The sequence below is a fragment of the Shewanella sp. ZOR0012 genome, from assembly GCF_000798835.1.
Taxonomy (GTDB): domain Bacteria; phylum Pseudomonadota; class Gammaproteobacteria; order Enterobacterales; family Shewanellaceae; genus Shewanella; species Shewanella xiamenensis.
The window spans coordinates 1,310,944-1,324,669 of the sequence record NZ_JTLE01000094.1; the positions used below are offsets into that span (position 1 = coordinate 1,310,944).

Annotated in this window: 10 protein-coding genes, 2 tRNA genes and 2 pseudogenes; 4 read left to right on the plus strand and 10 right to left on the minus strand. The window is 45.8% G+C overall.

What is annotated here, in order from left to right; all coding sequences use genetic code 11:
- Positions 1–2 precede the first annotated feature (2 nt).
- Both L976_RS07475 and L976_RS07480 read right to left on the minus strand, forming a co-directional pair.
- Positions 3–79, minus strand: a tRNA-Arg gene (locus L976_RS07475).
- Positions 80–178: 99 nt separating this feature from the next.
- Positions 179–255, minus strand: a tRNA-Pro gene (locus L976_RS07480).
- Positions 256–606: 351 nt separating this feature from the next.
- Between L976_RS07480 and folD the strand changes: the two genes are divergently transcribed.
- Entirely contained in the window at positions 607–1,461 is an 855-nt protein-coding gene (folD, locus tag L976_RS07485) for a bifunctional methylenetetrahydrofolate dehydrogenase/methenyltetrahydrofolate cyclohydrolase FolD (protein WP_037428154.1), read from the plus strand.
- Positions 1,462–1,608: 147 nt separating this feature from the next.
- On the opposite strand, the gene cysS is transcribed toward folD, so the two are convergent.
- Positions 1,609–2,988 (minus strand): cysteine--tRNA ligase, encoded by a 1,380-nt coding sequence (gene cysS / locus L976_RS07490; RefSeq protein WP_047535621.1) that lies wholly within the window; start codon positions 2,986–2,988, stop codon positions 1,609–1,611.
- A 140-nt stretch (positions 2,989–3,128) separates the two neighbouring features.
- Between cysS and L976_RS07495 the strand changes: the two genes are divergently transcribed.
- Both L976_RS07495 and L976_RS07500 read left to right on the plus strand, forming a co-directional pair.
- Entirely contained in the window at positions 3,129–3,620 is a 492-nt protein-coding gene (locus L976_RS07495; RefSeq protein ID WP_011623251.1) for a peptidylprolyl isomerase, read from the plus strand.
- Positions 3,621–3,629: 9 nt separating this feature from the next.
- Positions 3,630–4,349, plus strand: a complete 720-nt coding sequence (locus L976_RS07500) for a UDP-2,3-diacylglucosamine diphosphatase (RefSeq protein WP_047535629.1) — start codon at positions 3,630–3,632, stop codon at positions 4,347–4,349.
- Positions 4,350–4,422: 73 nt separating this feature from the next.
- Here L976_RS07500 and miaE read toward each other — a convergent pair.
- Positions 4,423–5,088 (minus strand): annotated as a pseudogene (miaE, locus tag L976_RS07505) (tRNA isopentenyl-2-thiomethyl-A-37 hydroxylase MiaE); the annotation flags it as partial.
- A 730-nt stretch (positions 5,089–5,818) separates the two neighbouring features.
- On the opposite strand from miaE, the gene L976_RS07510 reads away from it, so the two are divergent.
- Positions 5,819–6,280 carry a replication/maintenance protein RepL gene (locus L976_RS07510; RefSeq protein ID WP_047535631.1) on the plus strand — a complete coding sequence of 154 codons (462 nt, stop codon included), beginning with the start codon at positions 5,819–5,821 and terminating at the stop codon, positions 6,278–6,280.
- 140 nt (positions 6,281–6,420) lie between these two features.
- Here L976_RS07510 and L976_RS23175 read toward each other — a convergent pair.
- From L976_RS23175 to L976_RS07535, 6 genes and pseudogenes are all read right to left on the minus strand, one after another.
- Positions 6,421–6,507, minus strand: a pseudogene (locus tag L976_RS23175) (integrase core domain-containing protein); the annotation flags it as partial.
- 98 nt (positions 6,508–6,605) lie between these two features.
- Positions 6,606–7,727, minus strand: coding sequence for a caspase family protein (locus L976_RS07515; RefSeq protein WP_052183976.1), 1,122 nt, complete (start codon positions 7,725–7,727; stop codon positions 6,606–6,608).
- A gap of 25 nt (positions 7,728–7,752) precedes the next feature.
- Complete coding sequence (locus tag L976_RS07520) at positions 7,753–10,224, minus strand: GAP1-N1 domain-containing protein (RefSeq protein ID WP_047535633.1); 2,472 nt, start codon at positions 10,222–10,224, stop codon at positions 7,753–7,755.
- A 17-nt stretch (positions 10,225–10,241) separates the two neighbouring features.
- A complete protein-coding gene (locus L976_RS07525; RefSeq protein ID WP_047535635.1) occupies positions 10,242–11,075 on the minus strand; it encodes a hypothetical protein in 834 nt (277 codons plus the stop codon).
- 2 nt (positions 11,076–11,077) lie between these two features.
- Complete coding sequence (locus L976_RS23855) at positions 11,078–12,028, minus strand: TRAFAC clade GTPase domain-containing protein (protein WP_047535637.1); 951 nt, start codon at positions 12,026–12,028, stop codon at positions 11,078–11,080.
- A complete protein-coding gene (locus L976_RS07535) occupies positions 12,028–13,350 on the minus strand; it encodes a GTPase-associated system all-helical protein GASH (RefSeq protein ID WP_047535640.1) in 1,323 nt (440 codons plus the stop codon). The genes L976_RS23855 and L976_RS07535 overlap by 1 nt, the downstream gene beginning before the upstream one ends.
- Between the last annotated feature and the right edge of the window lie 376 nt (positions 13,351–13,726).

Sequence of the window (13,726 nt, forward strand, 5' to 3'; positions counted from 1 at the left end):
ACTGGTACGCCCGGCAGGATTCGAACCTGCGACCACCCGCTTAGAAGGCGGGTGCTCTATCCAACTGAGCTACGGGCGCATGGTCTACAGATTACTCTGCATCCTAACCGGCGTTGGATAGCATTTGGCTATCCATGCTACTCGCTCATGTAAACACTCGAGCAAATAACAATTAAAGTGGTCGGTGATAGAGGATTCGAACCTCTGACCCTCTGGTCCCAAACCAGATGCGCTACCGGACTGCGCTAATCACCGAAGGTCTTACTATATTTGGCATTAACTCAGAGGGTTTCCTCTGCTCCGCGCTCATCCAAAATCTGGATTCATTACACGATTGCGCTAATCACCAAAAAAGTTTTCAAAGCAAATCAACACATCTGCTTGAGAACGGAGCGCATCTTAGCCCCTCACTTTGCACCCGTCAACGATTTTTTTAACCGTTCATGCTAGATGCTGAATTATCAGTCGAATACGCTTTTTTTTATCCATTTCACGACGGCATTTGCCATGACACACCCGCTACGCCCTGTTAAAATAGCCGCGATTGCCAATCTCTGTGTTAACTACCGTTTTAACCATCGCCAATATAAAGGATATCCTACACCCATGACAGCCCAAATAATCGACGGCAAGGCGATTGCTCAATCCATCCGCACTCAACTGCGCGAAAAAGTTACCGCCCGTAAAGAGGCTGGACAACGCGTACCAGGTTTAGCCGTGATTCTCGTGGGAGCAGACCCCGCCTCTCAGGTTTATGTTGGTAGTAAACGTAAAGCCTGTGAAGAAGTGGGATTTATTTCTCGCTCCTACGATCTCGATACCAGCTGCAGCGAAGCAGAACTCTTAGCCTTGATTGATCAACTCAACGATGACCCTAACATTGATGGGATATTAGTGCAGTTACCATTACCGGCCCATATCGAAGACTCTAAAGTGATCGAGCGCATTCGCCCCGATAAAGATGTCGATGGTTTCCACCCGTATAACGTTGGCCGTTTAGCACAGCGTATTCCCGTATTACGCTCTTGCACGCCGATGGGCATTATGACACTCATTAAATCCACTGGCGTCGATACTTATGGCTTAGATGCGGTTGTCGTTGGCGCCTCGAACATTGTCGGCCGACCAATGACACTCGAGCTACTGCTTGCGGGCTGCACCACCACAACTTGCCATCGTTTTACTAAAAACCTCGAACAAAAAATTCGCCAAGCCGATTTAGTGGTGGTTGCCGTGGGTAAACCTGGCTTTATCCCCGGTGAATGGATTAAACCCGGCGCCATCGTTATCGATGTGGGTATCAACCGCTTAGAAAATGGCACCTTAGTAGGCGACGTGCAATATGATGTTGCTGCGCAAAACGCTAGCTTTATCACACCTGTACCTGGCGGTGTGGGACCAATGACCATAGCCAGTCTTTTAGAAAACACCTTGTATGCCGCCGAGCAATATCACGACTAGGTTCTAGGTTCTAGGTTCTAGGTTCTAGGTTCTAGGTTCTAGGTTCTAGGTTCTAGGTTCTAGGTTCGGCAAGCATAAAAAAACCTGCATAATGCAGGTTTTTTATTGGCTGAAGATTTTTTGATTAAAGACTATCGCTAATTAAGCCTATTTCTTACGCCAAGTGGTGCCACTTGGGCCATCCTCTAAGACCACACCAAGCTCATTTAAACGATTACGCGCCACGTCAGCCGCTGGCCAATCTTTTTCACTGCGAGCGCGGTTACGTTCAACGATCAATGCTTCAATCTCTGCAACTTCATCGTCACTGCCCTCACCTTTAAAGAAGGCATCGGGAGATTGATGCAGTAAGCCCAGCACATCAGCAAGTTGTTTCATTGACACGGCTAATGCAGAAGCCTCTGCCATATCAGTGAGTTTCAGACGGTTGATCTCACGCACCATATCAAACAGCACTGAATAGGCTTCAGGGGTGTTAAAGTCATCGTCCATTGCCGCTTTAAACTTAGCAACAAACTCTTCGGCAGGTGCTGGCGCTACAGTCAGGTCAACATCTTTAATCGCAGTATATAAACGCTCTAACGCCGCACGCGCCTGCTTGAGGTTTTCCTCAGAGTAGTTGATTTGGCTACGATAGTGACCCGATAGCAGGAAGTAACGCACGGTTTCTGCATCGTAATGACTTAATACATCACGAATGGTGAAGAAGTTGCCTAAAGATTTAGACATTTTTTCGCGGTCGATCATCACCATGCCAGTGTGCATCCAATAATTCACATAAGGCGTGTCATGGGCGCAGCAAGACTGGGCAATTTCATTCTCATGGTGTGGAAACTGTAAATCTGAGCCGCCACCGTGAATATCGAAATGCAGACCTAAGTGCTTGCTATTCATCGCCGAACATTCGATATGCCAGCCTGGTCGACCCGGTCCCCATGGCGATTCCCATGTAGGCTCACCTGGTTTAGACATTTTCCACAGCACGAAATCCATTGGATTTTGCTTATTATCATCAACCTCAACCCGTGCGCCAGCCTGTAATTGCTCCAGATTCTGGCCAGATAGGCGACCGTATTCAGGAAAAGAGGCCACACTAAACAGCACATCGCCATCGGCAGCAATATAAGCATGACCACGGGCCAGTAGTCGCTCAACCATATCGATGATTTCGGCAATGTGCAGTGTGGCACGCGGCTCAAAATCAGGGCGTTTCATATTCAGCGCATCGAAATCCTTGTGCATTTCACCAATCAAGCGATCGGTTAATGTATTGCAGTCTTCTTGGTTTTCGTTAGCACGCTTGATGATTTTGTCATCAATATCGGTGATGTTGCGCTGGAAATTCACTTCATAACCCGCGTAACGCAGGTAGCGAACAATCATATCGAAGGAAACAAAAGTACGCCCATGGCCAATATGACAGAGATCGTAAACGGTCACGCCACATACATACATCCCAACTTTTCCGGGATTAATAGGCTTAAACTCCTGTTTTTGGCGGGTAATACTGTTGTAAATCTTCAACATCGGTATTCTCTTCAAAGATAGATTCAAGTGTAAAATCAAGGGGTCAGTCTACCACGCTGACGAGGGTTTTGAATACTGCACTTTGCGCGCAATCCGAGATAAGTTAGAATCGCGCCACTATTTACTGAGAGTATGAAAACATGATCACATTACACACTAATTTTGGCGACATTAAACTGCAACTGAACGCCGAAAAAGCCCCGCTGACCGTGGCAAACTTTATGAAATATGTTGACGAAGGTTTCTTCGACGGCACCATTTTCCACCGTGTAATTGACGGCTTTATGATCCAAGGCGGTGGTTTTACCGCTGAAATGAGCCAAAAACGTTGCCATGAGCCAGTGAAAAACGAAGCCAACAACGGTTTATCAAACCGTACTGGTACTATCGCGATGGCGCGTACTTCAGATCCACACTCAGCGACGGCTCAGTTTTTCATCAACGTCAACGATAACACCTTCCTCGATTTCAAATCTGAAAGCATGCAAGGTTGGGGTTACTGCGTATTTGGTGAAGTGGTTGAAGGCATGGACATCGTTGAAAAAATCAAAGCTGTCAGCACTGGTAACCGTGGCATGCACCAAGATGTGCCATTAGAAGCGGTTGTGATTGAAAAAGTAAGTGCGGCCTAATTCCCTAGGATGCGGACCTTATTTATTGGCGATCTGCACTTAAGTGCCGATCGCCTCGATATCACCCAAGCCTTTAATCGTTTTCTCGATACCGAACTTGATGATGTAGATGCTCTCTATATTCTGGGGGATCTGTTTGAGGTATGGGTCGGCGACGATTTAGCCGCACCTTTTGCCCTCGAATTAGCGCGCAAGCTCAAACAAGTATCCCAAAGATTGCCCATCTACTTTATTCACGGTAATCGAGACTTTATGTTAGGCAAACAATTTGCCGATGCTGCGGGTATGCAAATGTTGCCCGAAGTCAAATGCTTAGATCTCTATGGCGTTAACACGGTTATTTTGCATGGCGATAGCTTGTGCACCTTAGATAAAGCCTACCAACGCTTTCGCAAACTACGTAGTTTTGCCTTCGCCCGTTGGCTTTATAGCTGTTTGCCGAAGAAAAAACGTCAAGCAATCGCCAATAAAATCCGCAGTAACAGCCAAAGCAGTAATCAGCAAAAAAGCTATGTGATTATGGACGTAGAACCCAGTGCGGTGAATGCGTTATTTGCTCAAACCCACAGCAAACAGATGATCCACGGTCATACCCATAGGCCTGCTATCCATGAATTAAACAATGGCTGCAAACGGATTGTAGTCGGTGATTGGTACGAGCAAGGCAGCGTGTTAGTGGTCAGCGCCGACGGCGTGGAGCTAAAAAGCCTGCCCTTCGACGCCAGCTAAGCACCTATAGCGTCTTCACCATTAACACATCTACCGCTAAGGCCTCATACCTGAATATGGTTGAGGCCGCTACTTATCTTTCCCGCTGGGCAACTAAGGGTTGACCACTGTGGAAATGAAACTCGTCATCGGGCGCCATAATCAATTCGGCTTCTCTCTCGCCAAAATAAGCAACTCGCTCGCTGATATCCTCGGTCGATACTAACTGTGCCAGCTTAAGATAATCCTCAAAATGACGCGCCTCTGAGCGCAATAAAGATATATAAAACTTATTTAATTCAGCATCTAAATAAGGCGCTAATTTGGCAAAACGCTCACAGGAGCGCGCCTCAATGTATGCACCCACAATCAACTTATCCCGCAGAATATCCTTCTCATGGGTGGTCACGTGGCTCATCATCCCTTTTGCGTAACGCCCAGCACGAATATTACGATATGGGATTTGCCGTGCGTGCATCAGCTCCAGCACTTGCTCAAAATGATGGAATTCTTCTTTTATCAAACGGATCAGGGGTGGGATCAGATCCTGTGCAAAAGCAAAATGTTGATTCGGCTGTAGATTGGCTACCAACTCGTTCTTTTTGACATCACGAGCCAAAAACTGCTCGATATCGCGATCCTTATGATAAACAAATTCCTCATAAGGTTTCGCCCATGCCAATAGCGATTGTCCGCTGTCTTTATCCAAGGCATATCGCCTCAATAAGAACATCGCAGTCTGCGCCGCTTTTAGCTCACATAATGTAAATATGTGCATATTAATAATTTCAAAATACTAATTGTAAATTTTGACCTCTCATGCTTGAGTTGGTTGGCTTGGTCAACTCTGAACCGGTCATTCACCTCTCGACCATACTTGGCGACAATGTTGAAACAGGTCGTATGCCACCTGCGCATTCGCACATTGCATTTGTACCTTGTGACCTCCCCCCCCCTATTTAAGACCATGACATCGATGAAAATTCATGCTGCTCTTGATGAAGAACTATATCAATTTTAATGAAACAATTAAGATGTGGTGTGTGCGTAAATGTCGATAGAATGGGGATAATTTGTTTCATAGGCTAAATTCAGTCAAGTATAATTATAGAATACTGAATCGCCACTAGTTTGTCGGGGACTAACTAGGGGGGATAGGTCGTCCTTAGATTTATGTCAGCAACACGATTCTAAAAAATCTCTATAAATGCAAAACATTGAAAATATTTTTAATGAGCATCAATGCGCCCACCAACATAGTAACATAAAACAACTATCCTACTGATTCAAAAAGACTTCAACACTCACAACTAAAACTTCGATTCAAATAAAAATTAAAAATCCTATGCAACATAATAAACATTAATTTAGATTGTCATCGGAAATATCTAAAATCCTAAAAAAGGCGAAAAAAAACTATTGCCCAAAAAAATTTGCATCAGTTATCATGATTAAATCAAACTTAAAATCGCTAAGGCACGGAGGCTTTTATGAAGCGCATTAACTCAGTTAAGATCACCACAATCACGGACAAATTGACTGGCGAAGTTCTCAATCAAACAGAAGAGGTTGGATCAACTTTTTGGGAAGTTCGTAGTAAAATAAACTATGTCACAATTATTTTTGGTGAATTCTTTGATAAATTATCAATTCAAAAGCCAATAGAGTTCAAAATATTTGTCATCCTGTCACAATACATTTCAAATGATGACTCAAATTCGATAGATCTCTCAAGAAACGTCAGGTGGAACATTTGTAAGAAATATAAAATTAACAATGGGACACTTGCAAACACCCTGACAGTATTACGAAGGGAGGATATTATTAGGGACGGGAAAAATGGCGTTATTTACGTCAATCCAGACGTTGCTTACAAGGGACACATAAAAGCAATATCTAAAGCCATAAAATTTTATAACAAAATAGATATAGGCACATCGGAATCTGCATAGCTTTTTAATTAGAAAGCGATTAAGGCAGTGTACTTAATTGACCTTTCACTGACCTTTCCCCGAGATTAGTACCAATCTATTGATGAGATTTTGCAGCGTATGCTGCCTGCTTGGCATAACTTAAAAGGCGGCATGTAGTTCTATGAACTATGTGGGCGAACATTGTTGTAGTGTTCACACCACTTCTCGATTTCATATCTGGCTTAGTCTAAGGTTCTAAACCAGTGCAAAAGAGGTGTCTAGGAAATCAGTGGCGATTCAAGCACGCATTTCACACAGATAAAAATCTGTGAGAAGTACGTACCATTTTCTCTATTATTGACAACTATATTGCCACTAATTGTTTAAGTTCCTGATGATGAGGGAAATCTTGTAGAGCTGTCGAAACTAAGGTTTGTGTATTTATCACTTGACCACCACCTCCCTGTCGCATGGTCCGGAGTGCTGAAAACCACTGTACTCGCCCTGTACCATTTAAACGAAGGCGGGAAATATCTCCACCTGCACGGATCCATATCTCCTGATCCTGTGGCCCGGCTGGATATAGATCTGCAAAGACTTCTTCAAGTTGTCGCCATACTGTGGGCTCGTTTGTATTGCCGATGTTGACAGCAGAAGTGATTGATTTAATACCTCCACGGTCTAGAGCAATGGGAAAGTTATCTTCTAAGTCGCTGGCCTTAAAGATAGGATGTTGTTTACCTGGTACTGCAGTTTGCACTTTTTCTGAAAGATAATTGAAAACATCAAATACACGAATCAGGCCATCCCCCCGTGTATATGCCGCACCTTTCAATGCGCCAACTAGATGTTCGGTGAAAAGACTATTGGGTGCACCATGTAAAATGAGCGATGTCTCGGAGGCTCTTGAAGAGGCGATTATAACTCGACCAGTTCCCTGTGCTAATCGACCTAATGTCTTGTCACTAAAGCCCAAATTGGTAGCTGAGTTATCTGCAAGGGATTTTAAGCTACCCGCTCCACCAGAGTGGCATGCATCAATAAAAACTAGGAGTCGCTGTGCTTTTATTTTAGTGAGGGCGGCTGAAAACTCCTCCTCCATTAGAACAGTCTTTAACAGATTGGAAAGTTCGCAGTCGACGGGAACCAAGGCGCTAATAGGGTCTGTAGGATTGCCGAGGTTAGCACCATGCCCAGAAAAATAAATGCACACAGTATCAGTACTTGAAGATCGGCTAGCTAATAACTCAAGCTCACGACGGATTGCCTCGAGAGTTGCCTGCTCATTCAGTAGTAACGAGATATTTTGCGGATCATATCCACAGTATTCTGGAGCGGTGAGCACTGCTCTTATTGCATTGGCATCATTAGCTATTTCTGGAGGCAATGGTTTTACTTCATTATAAGCAGAGATGGCTATTATTAAAGCGTGACCATTTGGGAATTTAGATTTTGATATGCTGTTTATTTGATCATGATGATTCATGGTAACTCTCTGATTTGCTGTTTTTTTATAGGGATGTTTTAAATACTGGGTCTTTAGCTAAATGATGCAGCTGCCTATTTGCAGGGAAATCTCGCATCATTACTTCCAGTAAACGAGTAATCTGAGGACTTCTTCCTTTGCGCATTTGTGACAGGGCATCATGCCATCGTGCACGTCCAGTTCCTGAGAATACCAATTGACTATTTCGCCCTCCAGCACGCTCCCAAAGCTCACAAGAATCCGGACCGCCTGAATACAGGTCTGCTGCAAAGTCTTCCAGAACCTGCCACTTTTCGTCGTTGGTAATGACTGCTATGCCTAATAGCCATATATCAATTAATTTCAACATATTTCGACAATATTTTAGAACAGGCTTAACTTGATTCAGCTCTTCTCTGGCTAAGTGAACTAAGTAATCTACTGCTCGTTGCCAATGTCGATTATGAATAAGGTTACCAAGTAATTCGGCCTCAGCAAATGTCATAGCGCGATGAGCTGACAACCAGTATTCTAGCCATTGAAGAAAACGTGATTCTCCGTATTCTGGTAAAATTTCAATCAGTTGCATTGCTTTTTTTGCATCTGTTAACGATAAAGTCTGAAGCATCTGATCCAGAGCTTGGCCAGCAAGAAGGGTGGCCTCCAATTGTGAGTCTGGAACAACAACACTACCCAATGCTGCTTTCTCAAGCCATCCTGCTGCTGTTGCTTTCAAAAAATGAGTGCGAGCAGGTTCGATGAGTCGTGGCCAGACTTCGACACAGCGTTCATAGCCACAAAGATTTGCAACAGGTGTGTTGGATAACGCATCAAGCAGATCGGAGCTTATCTGGCGGCCATCGAGTAGAGATTGAAGGACGACGAGTAAGGAATGTTTGGGGTCTCTAGGCCCCTGCCAAGCATCTATGTTAATAGCCAATGCTCGGGCCCAGAGCTCTTGCGCTGAAACCTCGCTGAAGTCTGTGTCCTTTAGAAGCTGCGGATGATGTGCGACTTCTTCTGCTGCAAGGCATAAAATACGGAGCTCGTAGATCTCAAGCGCAATAGTGACCAATTCCTGACTTGTCGCTCGCCGTAAGGCTTCCCTGATACCATACAGATGTGTTAGGTCTGTATCGATAATTAATTGTTGCTGAACAGCTTCCCTTGGTACAAAACACGCTCCCACAGCAACCCCATGTAGGCGTAACCACCTCTTTGAGCGCGCAAGTGTCATGACCGTATTACCCACACTGGTATTCATTTTTAGTGGCGCAACTTTGGAGAGGCGAGCCTCCAAATCATAATCTGACGGAAGATGCTCGAATAATTTGGCAAGCGTGGATGGCTGTATATGAGCCCACCGCCAAAATGCTAGTGGAAAAGTTGATGATGTTGAGCATGCAGACGCGGTAATGCCACTAAGAATGGCCTCACACCAAGGTATGACTGCTTCTGCTGACAGTGCATCGCTAATTGTATGCAGGAAAGTTCTATCATCCACTTCCTCTAGACGATAGGTTGCAACCCTAGCTCTTAGACTTTCCCAAATACACTCAGCTCCATCGAAGCCTATTATCTTCAGGTTTCTGAGCTGGAGGACTCCTGCTATCCCAACATCACACATCTGTGAGCAAAGTTTACGGATGAGTTTTTCCTTACCCACTGTACCTACAGTTGGATCTGGAGATAGCGTGTCAACCAACCTTATCGTAGCCGTACATGCCTCGAAATCAGGAGTAGAACTGAGTTCGTATGCACTAACAAGCATTTGAAGGTGAGTAAACCTGTCTACACATATACCCACCTCATCAGCAAATTGGAGTATTGGATTGGCTTCTGTACGGTCGCACAATATTGCCGCTGCTCGTGATATATTCTTTGAACCAGAAACACTAATAATATTACGCCCTGTCCAGCGGGCTTCTAATGTAGAGGGGGTACAGACAAGCACTGGCGGAGGATTATCGACTATATCATGTGGACCAAAACTCAAACGAAACGAAAAGTTTGCACGAAGGTCAGGCCAAAGGTGGAACCATAATGCAACAATGAGATCCTCAAACCCATCGATACCAATTTTTACTGTGGGGCCAACTCCTCGGGTAACCAATGATTCGGCTGTTGCCGTCAAATCTATCGCAACAGTCGGGGGTTCTGCTGATCTCTGGATATCTAATGTAGTAAGGGGGCCGGGGGTCTCCGGCGTAACAATCAGGTTCCCCAAAAGCGATTTTAGGTTATCCGTTGTCACAATTTCATCGAGAGGTGCGATAAGCGCATGAGATATAACCATGCCAGCCCTAGTCGCGTGTGGGTCAGCGAATGTCCGTGCTAGGACATATCTATCTCCATAAGGGAAACCTGTTATGTAGGGAGACCAGTTAACTCCTGGGGGGGCTGTGTCAGGTAGGTCAAGACGTGATGCTAGCTCATCGACAATTTGACTACGGGTGCTCGCTAGCCTCAAGGCATGCCCACTGCGGACTTCGCCATAAATAGCTTGCTCGATTTTCATCAATCTAGTCTCTTGTGTCAGAGGTTTTCATCCAAAAGGTATTGTATTGGCAAAGTAAGGTCTGATGAATGTTGTCCATCGGGAAGAACAACATAGCCAAACTGCTCTGGTCCACGGTTTGAGTACTCGTCATTAGGGTCTCGAGGGCTTAATGCTTGTCCAAGTGCAGATAGCCCCAGAATACTCGGTTTTGCCCATGTGTTATGGATGAAACTAGATAGCAGAGGTAATCGGCTCTTTAATAATTCCGGTGGAGCGTCTTCAACACTAAGTTCATCCCAACAACTAAGAAGCACACATAGGCGAGGACTGACTAGGGGTTTCGTACTCGCCATCCCGCGGATATAAAGAAGTATCTGAAGTAGCTCTATTAACCTGGCCTGATCTGATATTTGTATCTCGTGGCTCTCGGTACTAGTGAGCGGCTGAGCGTGCAATGGTCTCGAAAAAATATCTGCAGTGACTCGGGTTTTCTGCAAACGAATAAGGAGGAGCCAAGCCGGGGCTGAAACAACTCTAGACTGCCACGCCGCAGGAATGCGGCGTGTATCAGAGATTGCCTTAATCTGTTCACCACCATAGTCAGGCCAAATAAGTTTGGCTGAGCGCCCCTGCGCATCCATAATAGGCCAGATGCTATCGACGTAGGTTGATGTAGCTGTATGGCCTGCTGCCATGCCTTCATCTAGGCAACTCATAGCTGACTCGAATGGCTCAATGTTAGTAGCTGCACCATTCATTCTGAGTTGGCCATCTCTCTTCATTAGGCGCTTCAATAATTGGGCTCCATAGTGAGTCTTGCCGACATCTGACTCCCCGATGAGCAAAATCGAGTTATCGCTGGAACTCATAATTACCTCCTACCAAACATGAAAAGTGGATCCACGCTGGTCGTATCAACAGGTGGTAAGAGAACACGCCCGCGTCTGACTCGTAGTGTCCAATCAAGAAGCTCCAAGAAGCCTTGGCCCTTCCCCAAGGTATCATCATCCACTGCTGTACTGACGGAAAATTCGACGGTTTCAGGAATAGAGCTAAAAACGGATTGTCTGACTACAGCCTCCATTTCTGGAGCGACCTTGATATCAGATTTAGTCCAAACAAGTGCAACGGGACGCCTCCCTTTTTCTGAGGCTAAGCGTTCGACAAGACGCAAGAAGGCTCCACGAGCAGAGCCCTTGCTGGGACCTGCAAGAGCTTCACAATCAGCGACAAGCAAGAATACGTCTGCATGCTCCGCTACCCAACGAGCGCCAGCCCCATCAACACTGTCACGGTTCGCTGCCCATTTCTGGAACCATTCACCAGGCGCATCCGCAAACATATATCCACGAGACTCGCCATCAGAATGTCGAAAGTCCAAATGGAGTAATCCAGGAGCTCTTCCCCCGCGACTGGTCGTGTGTGGTGGGAAACTGGGGGGATGGCCTGGAGTCCATCGCAGTGAACTGGCCACTGCCTCCCAGCCTTCAAGTGAGTAAGACCCCGCAAACTGGTGATCGCCACAAATCAAACCTCGGCCTAGCAACAAATACCACGCAGCGAGCAATGTGGTTTTTCCTGCATTCTGGTGTCCGATAATACCGACAACCAGAGGTTTTGCTCGACCAGCAACAAATCCAAGGTCCACTAGCCCCAATGCGCTTCCTGACCAAGGGAGTACCAACTCATGAGGAGCAGTCTCTTCATGCAAAGTCACCATTCCTTCCTGCCCAGCCCACTCATGACATTTTGTATGATCTAGGCAGCCCATGCTGCAAGTGGATTCGGGAGCAAAACAAGTAGATCGAGAACATGTACTCATCAGGATTTACGCCCTCGCTTCTTTGCCCCAGCGCCTTCTTGCATGGCGCGTGCAGCTTGCAACTCTCTAAAGATCCACGTCGCCCATTGGGGAATAGTAAGAGCCGACTCAGCGGGAATACCTACCAGACAACGGAACTGATCATCATTGATGTGTTTGCCAAACCCATGTCCCAAAATTCCAAGGAGAGGGCCTCGACCTGTAGGTTCTGGGTGCAACTGAGCGGAGGCATCGCGTAATGGTGCCAGTTCCTCTGCTTGTAGTGCCTCTTCTAGTAGAACACGAATTGGCTTTGCGTCTTGTGCCTCAATATCCGGTAAGCTCAAAACTGTTTCGTGTAAGAATGCTGCAACACTTGCAGGGGAAAATGTAGGGATCTGTTGATGGAGATCAAAGGCCATCAAGGCAGCCGCGATAGATGGAGACATATCACGGTAACTACTTTGAACACTTGGAGAGTACAGAGTTTCTTTCCACCAGATTAAGCTGGTGCGACGTTGGAGGCCCGCTGTCGCGCCGCTCACAGCTTGCAGCGTATTGTCCACATGAATTGATACTGCACTGGCGAGATTTTTCAAAGGTTCAGATAAATCTACTGGTTCAATTTGTACTCCTTCCAATACTTCTTCCAATGCACCATAAATGGCATTGGCCAGAAGAGGAGTGAACTGAAAAACCCAGTTATTATTGCTATTTGGCCAAACCGAATTGCCTCCTGTAGGCTGTCCCACAGCATTATTTGGCCCGCCAGCGGCTGCAATCTTCTCTGCTAGAGCATCCTTATCAAGGGATACTTCCTGGCCGCGTATAGTAATTGCCCCGGGTACCAAATAGTTCATTTCGGGAACACGGATTGATTCAGGAGTAGTCCATTCAGCTTCTGCTCGGGCGTTAACCTGTCTTTCAATTTTTGCGACCACATCGCCCCAAATCTTGCTTTCATTACCAGCCTCCATAAAAGGCAGGGTATTACGTGCATAGGATACAAAGGCAATGCCAATGTGGTCATCTTCGGTGGCAGCTTTTGAAAGAGCATCCAACAATAGGGCGCGGATTACTGTAACTGGCGTATCAGAGAAAGTGTTGATGTATGTTGCCCAACGATTCTGAAGTGCCTCAACGGCCTCCTGAATCACTGGATCAGTTGCGGGAGAAGACGGATCGAAAGCTATGAGAGCAAATGCCGCAGACTTTGAAGGGGTCTTCTTTAGCACAGCAGACAGGTCTGCTGCAGTGGTTTGTAGCTTTTCGAGCTTTGTGTCATCGCCTTTAACATCTAAGAGGCCGGCACTCAAAAAATGAATCAACACGTCTATCGCCACTCTGTTTTCCTCCGGAAGCTTACTCACCTAGATAATTGAGACAGTCCTACTGGTATATATAGAATTTGGTATCGGTATGAATGTCTTGACAATGGCTGGATTTTATAAATCACCATGCGCGGTATTGGCAACACATCAAGAGTCATGCCCTAACTTACCACGGGATCTATCTGTAATAAACTGATTTACACCTAGATTTCAAGAAGAACCGACACACTTGGTATTGTGAGGGGCCCCGGAAATCTGAACAGTGCCCTAAGTAGATTGTCTACTTGAAACAAGACCTGTTAATGCTTAACTGTTGGGTCCCAGATGATTGGTTAGACAATCGTAGCCATCGCCTGGTTAAATCTTGTCGATGGATGGAAGACTTCAT